At 37.3% G+C, this 17,226-nt stretch carries 14 protein-coding genes (1 of these 14 running past the window's edge); all 14 read right to left on the bottom strand.

Features of this window, described 5'->3' with window-relative positions; translation table 11 throughout:
* On the bottom strand, positions 1-1,379 hold the 5' portion of the coding sequence (locus N3C60_01845; protein MCX8083652.1) for a DHA2 family efflux MFS transporter permease subunit. 190 nt of this gene lie to the left of the window's left edge; only the first 1,379 of its 1,569 coding nucleotides appear in the window; its start codon is at positions 1,377-1,379; its stop codon lies off the left edge, out of view.
* 13 nt (positions 1,380-1,392) lie between these two features.
* Entirely contained in the window at positions 1,393-2,520 is a 1,128-nt protein-coding gene (locus N3C60_01840; protein ID MCX8083651.1) for an HlyD family secretion protein, read from the bottom strand.
* Positions 2,520-3,800, bottom strand: coding sequence for a TolC family protein (locus N3C60_01835; protein MCX8083650.1), 1,281 nt, complete (start codon positions 3,798-3,800; stop codon positions 2,520-2,522). The genes N3C60_01840 and N3C60_01835 overlap by 1 nt, the downstream gene beginning before the upstream one ends.
* Positions 3,797-4,366, bottom strand: a complete 570-nt coding sequence (locus tag N3C60_01830) for a TetR/AcrR family transcriptional regulator (GenBank protein MCX8083649.1) — start codon at positions 4,364-4,366, stop codon at positions 3,797-3,799. Before N3C60_01830 ends, N3C60_01835 begins: the two co-directional genes overlap by 4 nt.
* Before the next feature lie 72 nt (positions 4,367-4,438).
* Complete coding sequence (argH, locus tag N3C60_01825; GenBank protein ID MCX8083648.1) at positions 4,439-5,824, bottom strand: argininosuccinate lyase; 1,386 nt, start codon at positions 5,822-5,824, stop codon at positions 4,439-4,441.
* A 1-nt stretch (position 5,825) separates the two neighbouring features.
* The gene (locus N3C60_01820) at positions 5,826-7,130 is read right to left on the bottom strand and encodes a sigma-54 dependent transcriptional regulator (GenBank protein ID MCX8083647.1); all 1,305 of its coding nucleotides are present in this window, start codon (positions 7,128-7,130) and stop codon (positions 5,826-5,828) included.
* A 6-nt stretch (positions 7,131-7,136) separates the two neighbouring features.
* Positions 7,137-8,240: a molecular chaperone DnaJ gene (gene dnaJ, locus N3C60_01815; GenBank protein MCX8083646.1), complete on the bottom strand. Its 1,104-nt coding sequence runs from the start codon at positions 8,238-8,240 to the stop codon at positions 7,137-7,139.
* A gap of 108 nt (positions 8,241-8,348) precedes the next feature.
* Positions 8,349-10,268 carry a molecular chaperone DnaK gene (gene dnaK / locus N3C60_01810; protein MCX8083645.1) on the bottom strand — a complete coding sequence of 640 codons (1,920 nt, stop codon included), beginning with the start codon at positions 10,266-10,268 and terminating at the stop codon, positions 8,349-8,351.
* Between the two features lie 15 nt (positions 10,269-10,283).
* A complete protein-coding gene (gene grpE, locus N3C60_01805) occupies positions 10,284-10,901 on the bottom strand; it encodes a nucleotide exchange factor GrpE (protein MCX8083644.1) in 618 nt (205 codons plus the stop codon).
* Positions 10,891-11,940 carry a heat-inducible transcriptional repressor HrcA gene (gene hrcA, locus N3C60_01800; GenBank protein ID MCX8083643.1) on the bottom strand — a complete coding sequence of 350 codons (1,050 nt, stop codon included), beginning with the start codon at positions 11,938-11,940 and terminating at the stop codon, positions 10,891-10,893. Before hrcA ends, grpE begins: the two co-directional genes overlap by 11 nt.
* Positions 11,941-12,037: 97 nt before the next feature.
* Entirely contained in the window at positions 12,038-12,991 is a 954-nt protein-coding gene (locus tag N3C60_01795) for an SLAC1 anion channel family protein (protein ID MCX8083642.1), read from the bottom strand.
* Between the two features lie 108 nt (positions 12,992-13,099).
* On the bottom strand, positions 13,100-14,401 hold the full coding sequence (locus N3C60_01790; protein ID MCX8083641.1) for a pyridoxal phosphate-dependent aminotransferase: 1,302 nt from the start codon (positions 14,399-14,401) through the stop codon (positions 13,100-13,102).
* A gap of 17 nt (positions 14,402-14,418) precedes the next feature.
* Entirely contained in the window at positions 14,419-15,738 is a 1,320-nt protein-coding gene (der, locus tag N3C60_01785; protein MCX8083640.1) for a ribosome biogenesis GTPase Der, read from the bottom strand.
* Positions 15,732-17,192, bottom strand: a complete 1,461-nt coding sequence (gene gltX, locus N3C60_01780; protein ID MCX8083639.1) for a glutamate--tRNA ligase — start codon at positions 17,190-17,192, stop codon at positions 15,732-15,734. The genes der and gltX overlap by 7 nt, the downstream gene beginning before the upstream one ends.
* Between the last annotated feature and the right edge of the window lie 34 nt (positions 17,193-17,226).

Genomic DNA, 17,226 nt, shown 5'->3' with positions numbered 1-17,226 from the left:
AAATATTTTTTGACAGTTGCTATGTAGTTATAGATATGTTGGTTGTTTTGCATTAGAGAGATCTCTTCAAAGTGATAATTAAATTTGGATTGGAGTGTATTGGTAGCTATGGCTGTTCCGAAGGAGCCCCCCATAAATCTGATATAGTGCATAAGACCAACACCAAGACTTGTTTTAGGACCCAATGTCCTCATGGCAAGGGTTGTGATAGGTGCAAAAAAGGATCCCAACGAAAAACCTAAAGGTATTGTGAGAATCATTGTTTGAACGGAAGGGGTGTAGTAGTTTAAGTTGGGTATTAGAAAGACAGATGTGGTGATGTATAAAAAAGCATTTACCAGAAGTATATTTTTTTCACCGATTTTATCAGACAAAATACCAGCTATAGGTGAGGTAAATCCTATAAAAATGGCAAAGGACAGCATGTGTAAACCAGTCTGAAGTGTTGTATAGTGTTTGAGGTTTTCATAATATAATGGGATGAGATAAAAAATCTGATAGATGGAAAATCCCAAAGTGAAAAAGTAAATCATCATTGCGTATCGATAATGGGGGATTTTGAATATAGAAAAGTCTATAAGGGGGTGTTTTGAAGCAAGCTCCGAAATGGCATAAAGTATTAAAGCCCCGAGAGAGATTATTAAAAGTATCCATATATAATCCGATTGCCACCAACCCTTTTGTTGACCTTTTGATAGCATTATAAGAAGTGAAATGGTGAATATCGATAATAGGGTGTAACTTATAAAATTGAATCTAAAAGTTACATGTTCCGTTTTAAACTTAGGTAGCAACAACATCCCTAAAATAATCACCATCGCTCCAACTGGCAAATTTACATAAAAAATTGCTCTCCAACTCATGTGTTCTGTTAACCACCCCCCAAGAGTTGGCCCTAATGCAGGGGCGAAACTTACGCCCATACCATAAATACCCATTGCTACCCCTTTTTTTTCAGGGGGGAATATGGAAAACATAATTGTTTGGGCTGAAGCTACTATAAAAGCTTCACCAATCCCCTGAACTACCCTTGAGACTATCATCATGGGAAGATCTTCTGCTAAGCCACAGAAAGCACTTGAGATGGTAAAAACTATGATACCTGTTAAAAAAAGTTTTTTTAGCCCCAGTATTTTATCCAGCGATTCCACTAAGAGTAATGCAGTAGCTGCTGCCATCATGTATGCGGTTATGACCCATTGAATACCATAAAGATCTGTGTTAAGAGGGGCCATCATCTTTGGTACAACAACATCAACTATAGTAGTATCGAGAATCGCCATAAAAGTACCAGTCATCACAACAAAGGTTATGAGTAACCTTCCCACAAGAGGTATCTGTTTGTAGAGAGGTTCTTCGTGGTTTAAGTTGTTAACCATGATATAGCTCTTGTTATCTTTTAATTCTTATTTCTCCACCCATACCGACTTTTAGTAGCTCTTTTTTCCCCTTAGTAATTTTTATCCTTATTGGAATTCTCTGGGAGACCTTTGTAAACTCCCCAGCAGAAATATCACGGGGTACCAGAGCGTAGGTGGCTGCAGAGGCTGGTAGTATTGCTTCCACCTCTCCTTCAAACTGTTCCTTTGGGTATGCATCTACTGTTAAGTATGCTTTATCCCCTACATCTACACCTTTTATCTTACCCTCTTCTAAAAGTACATAACCGTAAAGATCTTTGTCACTTACAATAGAGTAAACAAAATTTCCGCTGGAAACTACTGAACCAACATCAGCATATTTCATCCCTATCACACCATCAAAAGGGGCTAAAAGCCTGCAGTCTGCAATAAGGTTTTCTACATCTTCGAGTTGTTTTTTTAGGCTATTTATCTTTTCTTGAATTGATTGTTTGTTTTTATCTACCTCTGCTATGGTAAATCTATTGTTTTCGATTAGTCCTACCTCTTTTTCTGCTATATCTATCTGTTTTTTTACACTTTCAGTTTTCAATTTTAAGGAGTCTCTTTTTTTGTATAATATCTCAAGTTGGTTGCTTACATCTTCATAGTTTTTTCTTGGTATAGCATTTTTTTCGAAAAGTGTTTTATATCGTTCTGCATCCTTTTCTGATTGCTTTATCTGAATCTCAAGCTCTTCTATTGATTTATTCAGTGAAGAAAGCTCTATTTTTAGGACATTTATTTTATCTTTTTGGATATTTGCTGATGCTGTTTGATCACTATAAACCTTTTTCTTTTTATCGTCTAAAGATTTTGCCTGGTTTTCTAATGATTGAATTTCAAACCTTAGTTGTTCTGCTTTGATCCTGTAGTCACTGTCATCTATGATCGCCAGTATATCACCCTTTTTTACCCGATCACCCTCTTTGTAGTTGAGCTTTATGATTTTACCTGAGACTCTTTTAAAACCAACATTTGAAATTGTGTCAGATTTTATGAAAACGGCATCTGTGGAGGCGTACTCGAGTCTCATTTTTAACCACCAAAAGGATAGAGCAGCAAACGCTATAAAACCAATAATTAGTAATATTAGGGCTATCTTTATTTTTTTACCCATTATTTTACCTCCGAAGCTGATTCAAATTCTATTTTATAAAAAGCTCGTGCTATATCGTAATAAGCTTTTTTAGTGGAGATTCTTGCAGCTGTGAGCATTGCTTCTGCATCAAGTAAGTCTGTATTGGAAGCTAAGCCGTTTTTGTATTTGAGATTCATGACTCTGAAATATTCATCTGCTTCCTTTAACTGCTGGTTTGCCAGGTCATAGGTTTTAATCGCTGTATAGAAATCCTCTATACTTTTTTGTACAGCTATTTTTATTCTATACTTAACTTCTTTTAACTTATTTTCAAAGGCATATATCTCCTCTTTTTTCCCTTTTAACAGATTTGAGGGTTTATCCCAATCCAGTTTGAACTTTAGTCCAGCCTGAAGCAAGAAGCCACCTTTTGGTGAGATTGCCTCATTGGAGTCTGTGTAGTTATAACCCCCGTAAATAAAGGCTTTGGGCATGTAAGCACTTTTTTCTATTTCCAAGGTTTTTTTTAGGTTTTCGAGATCTGCTTTGAGGGACTTTAATATAGCTCTGTTGGAGTAAGCTTGTTCTATAATCTTTGTTTCATCGATCTGGGTGTTTAAAAAATCTCGATCTATTTCTAAAACATCAAAGTTATCATCTGGTTCTTGTCCTAACAGCATTCTAAGGTTTAGCTTGGCGATTTTTATGTTGTTGTTTATTTCAAAGATCTTTTTTTCTACCTCTTTTACTTTTACAGAGGTATGTAAAATATCGATTTTTGCTGCCAAACCCTGATGATGTAACAATTCTACGTCCTTTTGATGGGCCCTGAGGGATTCTATCTCTTTTTCATACAGCTGCCTGATGGCGTATAGCTCAAGTATATTTATGTAGGCATTTTGTATTTGATAACGTATCTCGTTTGATAGTTCAGTGTGATCGTGTTGGGACTTTTCCACATTTTTCTTTGCTATATCCACCAATGCAGTAACCAGTCCTCCTGTATAAAAATTGTATTGTATTCCTAAATTTAGCGTATTGTAGGTTTCTTCCACTTGGGTAACCTTCATTGTTCCACCAAGAGTATTTAAGGAGAGCTGTTTTTTTTCGTCCATTTTTGTGTAAGTGTAATCTGCAACAATGGAGGGGAAATTATCCGATTTGGCTGCTTCAAAAGTCCATAATGTACTTTTTATCTGGTGTTCTTTGGCTTTAATGGAGAGGTTTTCCTTTAAACCTAATTTTATGGCGTTTTCTATGGTAAGCTCTGCAGAAAAGACTAATGTGGGAAATAGTATGAATAGCAAAGACTTTTTCATTTGCTGAGCACCTCTTGCATATATTCTAAAAAAATATCTATGACCTCTTCAAAAGACTTTTCTTCTCTGAGGATATAAAAATCGAGTATTGCTTTTAGTAAAGCTCCTAATATGAATGCTTTTTTCTTTACTGTGGATTCGTTTAATGAAGGGTAGTCTATTTTGACAGCCTTTTCAAAATATTTTAGGCTATTTTCCCTGAAAAAGTAGTACAAATCTGAGAATTCAGCACCTAAACTCAAAACTTCGTAAAGGAATACCTTTATAATCTTTTTTCTTTCAAAAAAGTTTATGATCATTTTCTTGGCAAGTATGGAACATAGATTTTTCTGAGGCTCACTAAAGATACTGTCCAGATCTTCTGAAAACTCGTAATGTAGAGATAAAAGCATCTCCTTAAAAAGGTGCTCTTTGTTTTTAAAGTAAAGATAGAATGTGCCTTGTGCTAAATCTGCTTTTTGAACGATATCAGATATTTTGGTGGACCAAAAACCTTTTTCTGAAAAAACATCTAAGGCTGCATCCATGAGTAATCTTTTTTTATCTGGGTATAGGTTTTTTGTCATCTGCTACTCCATGTGACTGATTAGTCAATCGATACAACAAAACTACAAACTTGTCAAGCTTAAAGTGTATCTCTATAAAGAAGTTAGTATTTTTTTCGCGTTATCTATCTGGAGTTGGACAGATTCTTTGGCTGTGCCACCGTAGGACTTCCTTTTCGATATACAGCTTTCCACTGTAACTACTTCAAAAACCCCTTCATCCACTACATCAGTAAACTGCTTGAATTCCCCTAAAGTAAGTTCTGAAAGATCTTTTTCTTGGCTGATTGCGTAGGCTACTGTTTTGCCAACGATGTGATGGGCTTCCCTGAAGGGGATCCCTTTCGTGACGAGGTAGTCAGCATAATCTGTGGCTGTAGCGTATCCTAACTGTGCAGATCGGTACATTTTCTCCGAGTTGATCTTCATTTTTGATATCATTGGGGCAAATATCTTCAGCGATGTAAGCAGTGTATTTACCGCATCAAAGACAGGCTCTTTATCCTCTTGCATATCTTTGTTGTAGGCAAGGGGTAGACCTTTCATCGTCGTAAGTAAAGAGATAAGGTTGCCATAGATTCTACCGGTTTTACCTCTTATTAGTTCCACCATGTCTGGGTTTTTCTTTTGGGGCATAATGCTACTACCTGTACAAAAATCATCAGAAAACTCAATAAATTTGAATTCAGATGATGAAAATATTATAAGCTCTTCTGCCCAACGTGATAGATGCATCTGACAGATGGAGGCAGCTGAAAGAAACTCTAAAGCAAAATCTCTATCACTTACAGAATCTATACTGTTTTCTGTTGGTGCTTCAAAGCCCAACTCTTTGGCAGTAAAGAAACGATCGATATTAAAGGTTGTTCCTGCTAAGGCACCAGAACCTAAGGGGGAGTAGTTTAGCCTTTTTTTACAATCATCAAAGCGTTGAAAATCCCTTAATAGCATGTGGAAATAGGCCATTATCCAGTGGGAAAACAGAATAGGCTGTGCAGTTTGTAAATGTGTGTAGCCGGGCATGATAACTTCCAGGTGGGATTCGGCTTTTGTTATAATGGTTGACATGAGTTGTTTGAGGCTTTTTTGTATCTCATCTATATTGCTTCTTAAAAATAGTCTGAAATCAGTAGCCACCTGATCGTTCCTACTTCTTGCTGTGTGGAGTTTGCCTGCTGGGGAGCCTATCAGCTCTTTGAGCCGTTTTTCAACGGCCATGTGGATATCTTCATCTTCTGTTTTAAATACAAATTGCCCATTTTCGATCTCTTCCTTTATGATTTTAAGGCCGTTTATAATCTGATCAGATTCTTCCTTTGTTATGATACCCTGTTTTGCAAGCATCCTGCAATGGGCTATACTGCCCTCTATATCGTATGGGTAAAGATTTTTATCAAAATGTATTGAGGCATTGAACTCCTCTGCTAATTTGTCTGTGGTAAGATTAAACCTACCACCCCACAACTTTTCTTTTGCCATATTAAACCTCTAATTTGTATTCTTTTATTTTGTTGTGTAGAGTTCTTCTCGAAATGCCCAAGATTTCTGCAGCCTTTGTTTTATTGTATTTTGCATCTACTAAGGCCTTTAAAATGAGTTGTTTTTCGTTGTTTTTTATTAAAAGATCCGAATTGTTACGTAGATCGAGATCTGGTAGTAGAGACTCATCCAGTATGTCATTTTTTGATAAAATGATGGCGCGTTCGATGATGTTTTCAAGCTCCCTGATATTACCCGGAAAGTGATAATTTTTTAGCTTATTACAAAATGTTTCGGTGTATCCCTTTATATTTTTGCCAAAATTTGTTGAGTACTTTTTGATGAAAAAATCTATGAGTAAAGGGATCTCTTCATACCTTTCTCTTAAAGGTGGTAAGTGAATGGGGAAAACATTGAGCCTGAAATAGAGATCTTCTCTAAAGTCACCTTTTTCTACGAGCTTTTTTAGGTCTCTATTGGTAGCTGCCACAATACGAACATCCACTTTTATCGATTTTTCGCTGCCTACCCGTTCGATGACTTTTTCCTGTAAAACACGTAACAGTTTTACCTGAATATGTTGTGGTATTTCACCAATTTCATCAAGAAATATTGTGCCTTTGTCAGCTAATTCAAATTTGCCTCTTTTCTGGGATATGGCACCAGTAAAAGCCCCTTTCTCGTGACCAAAGAGCTCGCTTTCTATGATATTTTCATTTAAAGCGGCACAGTTTACTGCTATAAAAGGGCCTTTTGAGCGGGGGGAGTTTTTATGTATCGATTTTGCAATGAGCTCTTTACCTGTGCCGGATTCACCTGTTATCAATACGGTTGCATCTGTGGGGGCAACCATTTTTAGCAAAGAGATAACTTTACCCAAACCTCTTTCTGAATAAATACCGTCAAAAACATAATCGGAGAGAAATGTAGTTTGCTCTACAGTAGGATTGGTTTGTATTAATTTTTTGATAATTTTGATCAGTTGATCTATGTCCACGGGTTTAGTGATATAATCAGCTGCACCAAGCTTGAGGGATTCCACTGCGTACTTGGCGTTATCAAAGGCGGAGATCATAATCACTGGTATATCGATTCCTTCCGATCTTATTTTATGAAGAAAGGTAAGTCCATCCATAATATCCATTTTTATATCAAGGAGGATAATATCTATTTTATTGTTTTCAATTATAGTTAAGGCTTCAAAACCATTGTCTGCTTCATGTATGACAAACCCATGATCTTTTAGATGAAGACGGAGCATTAGCCTGTGATTTTGTTCATCATCAACTATCAGTAGATTTTTCATATTATATCAGCTAAAAAACTCCTTTATTCTTTCAAAGAGGGATTTGTGTTTTTTGTATGTATTTTCATCTGAGCATTCCACAAACTTTTCAAGAAGCTCCTTTTGGGTTTTGTTTATATTTGTGGGAAGAACCACTTTTAGTGTCACCACCATATTGCCCAAACCGTATCCGTTTACATCTTGAAAACCTTTACCTTTTAGTATAATTGTGTCATCAGGTTGGGATCCGGGTTTTATTTTAATCGTTTCGCTTCCATCAAGTGTGGGGATATTGATCTCTTTCCCTAAGATGGCATCAATAAAGGATATAGGTAGTTCAAGATGAAGATCTCTACCCTTTCTTACAAAGAATTTATGTTGTTTGACATTTATTTTAACAAAAAGGTCCCCGTTTGGGCCGCCGTTTATACCGTTGTTACCTTCACCAGAGACCCTTAATATCATTCCATCTTCTATACCTGCAGGGATTTTTATCTCAATATTTTTTCTTTCCCTTATGGTACCCTCACCCTTGCATTCGTTGCACCTTTCTTTTATAAATTTACCACTACCGTGACAGTTTGGGCAAGGGGTGGACATGGTGAAGAAGCCTTGTCTATAGACCTGCTGTCCAGTTCCGTTACACCTTGGACAAGTGATGATGGCTCCAGGTTCTGCACCTGTGCCCCCACATCTTTTACATGTAACAGTTTTTGGAACTACTATCTGTTTTTTTGCCCCTTTTGCGGATTCTTCAAATTCTATTTCTATCTCCATTTCTATGTTTGAGCCTTTTCTGGGCCTATTTTTAGATCTTGTGGAACCTCCAAAAAAAGAACCAAAGGCATCACCAAAGAACTCTTCAAAGATAGATCCGAGATCATCTGCTCCACTAAAACCCTGATTTCCATCGAGGACGCGACCGTATTGATCATATTGGGCCCTTTTCTGGGGGTCGCTCAGGACACTGTAAGCTTCGCTTATCTCTTTAAATTTCTCCTCAGCTTCTTTGTTGCCCGGGTTTCTATCTGGGTGATATTTTAGAGCGAGCTGCTTGTAAGCTTTTTTTATCTCGCTCTCTGATGCATTTCGATTTACACCTAATATTTCATAGTAGTCTTTTGCCAAAATAACCTCCGAAACAGGGTTAGATGTTTATATCAAAAATACAGACAAAAACAACTGTAAAATTGTTTTACAAGATGAGTAAGGGGAAGAGGTGGTTTTACCACCTCTTTGTTACTTTTTATCGTCTTTTACCTCTTCAAATTCTGCATCGTAAACGTTATCTTTCTTTGTCTGGCTTCCAGTGCTGGAGTGGGTATCTTGGGTCTGTTCCCCTGAAGTATGGCTTGAAGCTGACTTGTAAACCTCTTCAGCTAACTTATGGGAAGCGTTGGCAAGTTTTTCAATTGAAGCCTTCAATACTGCCGGGTCGTTCGATGACTGGTTCTTTTTTAGCTCATCCAATGCCTGATTAATAGTATTTTTAGTAGCCTCATCTATTTTAGATCCATGCTCGTGTAGTGATTTTTCTGTGGTATAGATGAGGGTATCAGCCTGATTCCTAAGTTCGGCAAGTTCTTTTTTCTTCCTATCTTCTTCGGCATTTAACTCGGCTTCTTTTATCATCCTATTGATCTCTTCTTCTGTCAAGCCGCTACTTGGTGTGATCCTAATAGATTGCTCTTTGCCTGTACCCAAGTCTTTTGCTGTTACGCTCAGAATACCGTTAGCATCTATATCAAAAGTAACCTCAATTTGTGGAACACCTCTTGGGGCAGGTGGTATACCTACAAGGTCAAATCTACCGATGGACTTGTTGTCAGCGGCCATCTCCCTTTCACCCTGCAATACATGGATGGTAACGGATGGTTGATTATCTGCTGCTGTGGTAAAGATTTGACTTTTCTTTGTGGGGATTGTGGTATTTCTTTCGATGATCTTAGTCATTACACCACCTAATGTCTCTATACCAAGTGAAAGGGGTGTAACATCCAAAAGTAGAACATCCTTTACTTCACCCTTCAAAACACCAGCCTGTATAGCAGCACCTACTGCAACAACTTCATCGGGGTTTATCCCTTTGTGGGGTTCTTTCCCAAAAAATTCCCTAACTTTTTGCTGCACAAGGGGCATCCTTGTCATCCCACCCACAAGGATCACTTCGTCTATATCTTTTACGGTAAGGCCTGCATCGTTTAGTGCTTTTCTACATGGTTCGAGTGTTTTTTCCACGAGATCGATAACAAGGGATTCGAGTTTTGCCCTTGTAAGTTTTTTCACAAGGTGTTTTGGCCCTGTTTGGTCTGCAGTGATGAAAGGTAGGTTGATCTCTGTTTCCAGTGCAGTAGAAAGCTCGTGTTTTGCTTTTTCGGCGGCTTCTTTCAGACGCTGTAGAGACATTTTGTCGTTTTTTAGGTTAATCCCTGTTTCTTTTAAGAACTCCTCCACGAGCCATTCTATGATCTTTTGATCGAAGTCATCTCCACCTAAGTAGGTATCGCCGTTGGTGGATTTTACTTCGAAGACACCGTCACCTAATTCCAGTATGGAGATATCAAAGGTTCCACCACCGAGATCGTAAACTGCGATCTTTTCATCCTTTTTCTTGTCAAGACCGTATGCGAGAGCTGCAGCTGTGGGCTCGTTTATGATTCTTAGTACGTTTAGACCTGCTATTCTACCAGCATCTTTTGTCGCCTGTCTTTGGGCATCGTTGAAATAAGCTGGTACTGTGATAACGGCATCTGTTACTGTCTCACCCAGATAGTCTTCTGCAGTTTTTTTTAGCTTTTGAAGTATCATTGCAGATATCTCTTGGGGTGAGTATTTTTTACCCCTTACCTCTACCCATGCGTCTCCTATATCTGAAGGGACAATTTTATAGGGTAGAAGCGATTTCGCTTTTGCCACTTCAGCGGAATCGTATTTTCTACCGATTAACCTTTTAATACTGAAAATAGTATTTTCATGGTTTGTAATAGCTTGTCTTTTGGCAAGCATACCCACTAATCTTTCACCGCTGTCGGTGAATGCTACAACAGATGGGGTGGTGGACATCCCTTCGGCATTGATAATTACTTTTGGTTGACCATTCTCCATTACTGCGACAACAGAGTTTGTAGTACCTAAGTCGATACCTATTACTTTTCCCATATTGTTTCTCCTTATTTATTTTTTATTTACTTTTACTTTGGTTGGACGGATAACCCTATCGTTTAGGGTGTATCCTTTTTGGAGTACCATAGTGATGGCATTGTTTTCAAAATCTTCACGGGCGTCTAACATTAGAGCTTCGTGTTTGTTTGGATCGAAAGAATCCCCTACTTGACAATCGATCTCCCTCATCCCATGTTTTGCAAGGATATCCTTAAACTGCTTTAAAATGAGTTCAAACCCTTCAATTATTTTGCATACGGTTTCATCATCACTCTTTTGAATGTGGCTCATTGCTATTTCCACATTATCAGCGAAAGCAATGAAGTCCATAAGTAGACTTTGGTTAGCAAATTTTAGTTTTTCATCAAATTCCTTTGTTAGGCGCTTTTTAAAATTTTCAGCATCTGCTTTTACCCTTAATATGGTATCTTGAGCTTCTGCCAGAGCAGTTCTAAGCTGCTCTATTATTTTATCTTTTTCGTCTAAAATGTTTTCTGTTGGTTGTTGGGTGTCAGATTCGTTAGGATTCTGCTCCTGTTGTACAGAGCATTCTACATGAGCACAACATTCTTCATTCTCTATCTGTTCTTCAGTTTTATTGAACTGTTTACTGTTTTTATTATTGCTCATCATCGCCTCCTATTTCAGTAAGAATATTTGTAATTAGTTTGGATGTATAGTCAACAATTGGTAAGACCTCCGGATATCGCATCCTTTTAGGTCCTATTACCCCTAACATACCTATTATATTGCTACCTCTCTTGTATTCGGTAAGAACTACCCCAAGTTCCTGAGCCACCTTATCTCCGATCTCTGAACCTATAAAGATCTTGATGCCATGTCTTGTGACAAGTTTGTTTAAAATATCTAAGATCTTTTGTTTGCTTTCGAGTATTTCTAAAAGCTCTTTTAATGTATCAAGATCTTTTTTAAACTCCGGCTGGGTCACTATATGGTTTATGCCGTGCAGTATGATTTCGTATTCATCATCTATACCTTCAAAAACTAACTTACTCAATGAAAGCATTTTGTTATATACCATCTGGATCTTTTCTTTGTCGTTCAACATCTCTTGGCGTAAAGCATCTTTTAGTTCTCCAAGGCTGCGGTTGGAAAAGTTTTTGTTCAGGTAGTTACTGATCATTGTAAGCTCATTTTCTTTGATCTCATTTTCTGATTCTATAATGATATTGTGTACTATTCCAGCTCGTGTTACTATGATAGCAAGAATGCTATCTTTATTTAATTTTATAAATTCGATATGCTTCAAGAAAGAACTGTTTAGCTTTGGTGAAACAACAAACCCAACTGAGTTTGTTAATTCACCTAACTTTTTTGTAATATCGTCGAAAACCGATTTCAAATTTAATCTCTTCCCCACAAGGACATCTTTTATTTGGTTTTCATTGAAAGGTTTTATTGAGATAAGTTTATCTACATAGTAACGTAATCCGGTATCAGATGGAACCCGTCCGGATGAAATATAGGTCTGTTTTATCATATCCTTATCTTCTAAGTCACTCATCACATTTCTAATAGAAGCAGGGCTTAACCCAAGAGGGCTATGTTTTGAAATAAAACGTGATCCAACAGGTTCACTGGTACGGATATATTCCTCTACTATCATCTTTAATACAATCTTTTCCCTTTCGTTGAGGATGTCGTTCATTTTATCACCTGTTAGCAGTCTCAAGTGTTAAGTGCTAAAAATGAATATAGCTATATATGGTAAGATGTCAAGGTTTTTTTTGTTTGATTTCAATGGGTTATTCTTCTACACAGATCTCTTTTTTAGAGATAGATATTATGGTTTTTACCGTAACAATTAGTACAACTATAGTTGTCAAAAGCATAAGTGCACCGGAGAGGTAAGCAAAAAATGTGATACCGGTTAATTTATAATACAAGATGTTTGATATGGTAAAGGCAGCAAGAGGGAAGGTATAAGCCCACCAGGATAGAAAAAATGGTATTTTAAGAAATCGCTTTATAAAGGTAAGGAGCATTAAAAAGGTGAACACGCCAAAATAGAACAGTATCTTTGCAAATGGATCAATCATACCTGTGAGTTTTACATACGATATAAACCCCACAGCAGGCGGGGCAAGGAGTATTGCTAATGTTGGTAGCAGTTTTATTGGCATCGGATCGTTAAAGATTAGCCTAAACATTAGAACAGAGAGCATAGGTAACCATAAGATTATGCCTATACTGTAGAAAAACCACGATAACTCTTGAGAGTAATTTGCTCCGCTTATAGGTACCAGAATTGGCCCCACTACAGGGATAAACCATGATGGATTTTTAAAGTTTATTTTAAAGTCTTTGAAAAACCACTTATTTATAATGAAAAGTAGAAGAATTAGGTGTAGTAAAGAGCCTGCTATCCAAAGTAGTAAGGAAACTTCTTCTGATATGTTTATGTAACCTATTGATAAAAGCAACAAACTTATTGATGATGTAGGTATAAAATTTATTTTTATGGGGTGATCAAAATCCTTTTTAACTTCTTGAGGATACTTTAAAAACTTCATTATGTATGTACTCAGAATAAAAAAATACCATATTGTTACAAGATATAACATTATATCTAATATTGGTTTAAGACCAAGCTGAAAGACTTCGTTAACTCTGCTCAGGGCTATGGTAAATCCACCTAAACCCATAACAGAAGCAAAAAAGGTGATAGGGAAAAAGGGGAGCCTTCTGTTCTGGTTCATCTGTCACCTCTTTGTAGATATTTGCATATTAGTATATATGAATATAACTTTTGGTCAATAGATTATTTATATGTTGTGGGGATAAAGCCGGTAACTACCGGCTTTACTTTATACAGATTCTATATATTCTGTTACCTTGTCTGAGATGGTTTTTACAGTCTTTTCAAACTTTTTTACATCTTTTTCAAGAAGGGTCATTCTAAAACCTGGTATGTCTGTGTAAAAGGAGGTAAGGGGGACTACACATATCCCTGTTGCTCCGAGTAAATAGTAAACAAAGCGTTTATCCAACTCTGTATTATTGTCCATCAGGGATTCTACAAACTGACATACATTGTCGTTTTGTATCTTTAATTTCATTTTATCGTTTAGTAAGTTATCCTTGAAGGCTACAGCCATATAAAAAGCACCATTTGTTTTGTTGACAAAAAGATATCTGTTTTCCTTTAGAATGTCATAAGCTATGTTGGACAGTAGTTCATAATGTTTGGATCTTTCACTGAGATATTCCTCGTATTTGGGGTGTTCCATAATGAGGGGTATAGCCATTTGGGGTAAAGTAGTGGAGCATACCTCAGACATTTTTTTCTGAAAGATTGCGTTTATATATTCTTTAAAGTTTTCGTCTTTGTATGTATTGTAAAATTCCATCCATCCACACCTTGACCCAGGCCAAGGGAATTCCTTTGATATCCCTTTTAGACTTATAGCGGGAACATCCTGCACAATATCTGCCAACAATACACTTTTTTTACCGTTATATACAATTCTGTTGTAGATCTCGTCAAATACTAAGAATAGATCATTTTCTTTTGCTATTTCCACTATCTCCTTTAGTAAATGCTCTGGATAAACAAAGCCGGTGGGGTTATCAGGGTTTAGTACCAGGATGCCAACTATTGCTTTATACCTTTTTACCTTTTCTCTGATTTCAGTGAGATCTGGCTCCCAACCTTTTTCTGGGTTCATTCTGTAGGTCATAGGAGGTATGGAGCCATGTGCTACTTCTGCGATGTAGTGGGAAGAATATGTGGGTTCTGGTAAAAGTATTCTAAGATCACTTCTCAGGCATGTGTAAAGCTTGTCCACAGCATCACCCAGTCCATTAAAAAAGAGTATATCCTCTGGAGTGATTTGAGCACCACCCCTTTCATTTAACTTACTAGCCAGGTATTCCCTTGTCTTTAGTACACCTTTGGTGGGGGAGTAGGCGTAGCTTTCGTTTGTATCTGCTACTTTTTTCACAATCTCTTTCATCCAATCCGGGATCTGTTCCCCTTTGTTTACTGGGTCACCGATGTTTTCCCAGGTTACTTCGATATTATTTTTCTTAAGTACTTCAGCCACTAATACTATGTTTCTTATCTCATAGGTCAGGCCACTGTTACCTTTTGCTAAGGTTGTTCTCATCTTATCCTCTCCTTTTACTAATCTATGTCTTTTTCTTTTCTACCCCTAAAATGCATTTTCATAGGAATGCCTTCGAATCCAAAATGTTCTCTGACCATATTAAACAGAAAACGCTGATAAGAGAAGTGAACTGCATCAGGATAATTGACGAATACTACAAACTCAGGCGGTTTTACTGCTACCTGTGTCATGTAGTAAAACTTGAGTCTTCTATTTTTTATCATGGGGGGTTGGTGTTTTGCTTGAGCAAGCTCTAATATTTCGTTAAGCTTAGAGGTGGGGATCCTTTTGCTTGACTCTTCATTAAGCTCTTGGGCCATATTAAATATCTTAAAAATGTTCTTTTTCTGGACAGCAGAGATAAAAAGGTATTTTGGTTTGTATATGAAATTAAAGCGCTCCTCTATCTCTGCTATGAGCTTTTTTTGGGAAGCTGTTTTTTCTTCAACAATGTCCCATTTATTAAGGGCAATAATGACAGGTTTACCCAGTTCGTAAGCGTCTGCGACTATTTTAACATCCCTTTCTGTTACCCCTTCAGTTGCATCCATAAGGCAAACAGCTACGTCAGCCCTTTCTATGGAGTCGTAAGCTCTGTAATATCCGTATTTTTCTATACGATCTTTGAACATTACCGATTTTTTCCTTATACCTGCTGTATCTATAAGGGTGTATTTTTTACCTTGATATTCAAAATAACTATCAACAGCATCCCTTGTAGTCCCTGGAATAGGTGTGACAATTACCCTTTCTTCATTGAGCCATGCATTTATAAGACTTGATTTACCCATGTTGGGCCTACCTATGACTACTATTTTAAGCCTATCATTTTCGTCCATCGATATATCTTCATGAACGTACTCAACTATTCGGTCAAGGAGCAGATCCACATTTCTACCATGGGATGCACTTATTGAGATCATATCGTCTATGCCAAGCTTGTAGAATTCAACTAAGTTTATCTCTTTTTCGTCACTATCTATCTTGTTTACCACCACTATAAAGTTTGTCCCCTTTTCCCTTAGCATCGAAAAAACAATCTCATCCAACGGGTGTAAGCCTTCTTTGCCATCAAGCATAAGTATGGCAAGATCTACTTCTTCGAGGGCATTGTAAAACTGTCTGTGCATCTCCTGCTTGATTATGTCCTCTTTTAGGTCAAATCCAGGGGTATCGATGATCAGAAAACTTTTGCCCTCCCACCTACAAACTGCCTCAAGCATATCCCTTGTTACACCGGGTATATCATCGGTAATTGCGATCCTTTTGCCGGCCAGTCTGTTAAAAAGTGTGGACTTACCTACGTTTGGTCTTCCTAAGATGCCAACTTTTAGCATAGCTGTGTCATTAGGTTTAGACAGGTTTGTATGCGTTTTTTGAGGTCACTTGCCATAAGTAATGTGGCAAGTTTGTCTAAGTCTGGACCCTTAGTAGTTCCTGTAATCCCAATTCTTAGTACCATGAAAAGCCCTTTACCTTTTACGCCTATCTTATTTTGTATAGTAGATGTTATGGTTTTGTAATCTTCAACTGTCAAAAACTCTTTATCTCCCAAGCTGTCTATAAAACCTTCTAAGACCTTCTTTGATGTGGGTAATCGGAGCAGTTCTATGGCGTCATTGTCAAAGTCCTCTTTGAAAGAGGTATAAACTCTGAAAAGTTCGGGTAACTCAAGGAATATCTCGAACTTTTCCCTAAGGGAAAATATCATCTCGGGTATTTTGTTATGGTATCTTTGCTTAAACTCTTCCGTAAGAACTCCAGATTTTTCTAAAAAAGGTAGAGCTACCTCATGGAGCTTTTCTATGGATAGGTTTCTTATGTAATGGCCATTCATCCAGCGTAGCTTTTTAAAATCGAAGACAGATGAACTTTTAGAGATTCTTTCAAGGCTAAAAAGTGAGATAAGTTCATCTTTTGACAAAAGCTCTCTGTCGTCCGGAGCTGACCAGCTTAAAAGTGCCAAAAAGTTAAACAAAGCCTCAGGGAGATACCCCTTTTCTTTAAAGAGATTTACCGAAGTATCACCATGTCTTTTGCTGAGTTTTGAGTGGTCTTCTCCTAAGATCATGGGGATATGAACAAAAACTGGTAGTTCAAAACTTAACGCATTGAAAATCAATACCTGTTTAGGGGTGTTGTTTAGGTGATCATCCCCTCTTATGACATGGGTTATCTTCATCAAAGCATCATCGATGACGACGGCAAAATTATACACCGGTATCCCATCGGGGCGAACTATCACAAAATCTCCAAATGTTTCAGTGGGGAAGTGTACCTCACCTTTTAAAAAATCACTGACAATTACCTCTTGATCTTTTACAAGAAATCTCAAAGCTGGTTTAATCCCTTTTTCCTTTAAAGCTATTTTTTCTGGTTCTGTTAGATGACGACATCTGCCGGAATAGATAGGCTGTCTCCCCTCTAAAAGGGCTTTCTCCCTTTCGCTATCCAATTCCTCTTTCGAACAAAAACATTCATACGCATATCCTAAGGCCTTTAATTTTTCTGCATATTTTTTATAAATCTCTAACCTTTCCGACTGTCTATAGGGTCCAAAATCTCCCCCAACTATAGGGCCTTCATCCCAATCAAGCCCCAACCATTTTAAATCTTCGTATATAATCTGTTCGGATTGAATTGTGGATCTCTCTAAATCTGTATCTTCTATTCTAAGTATGAATGTTCCTTTGTTTTTTTTTGCAAAAAGATAATTGAATAAAGCTGTCCTTGCATTTCCAACATGAATATGGCCTGTGGGGCTTGGAGCGAACCTAACTCTTATTGACATTAATCCTCCGATGTATTATCATAATTTAATATAT

This window comes from Calditerrivibrio sp. (assembly GCA_026415135.1).
Lineage (GTDB): Bacteria > Chrysiogenota > Deferribacteres > Deferribacterales > Calditerrivibrionaceae > Calditerrivibrio.
Note: the sequence above shows the minus strand (reverse complement) of the source record. Positions and strands in the feature narration are given on the sequence as shown.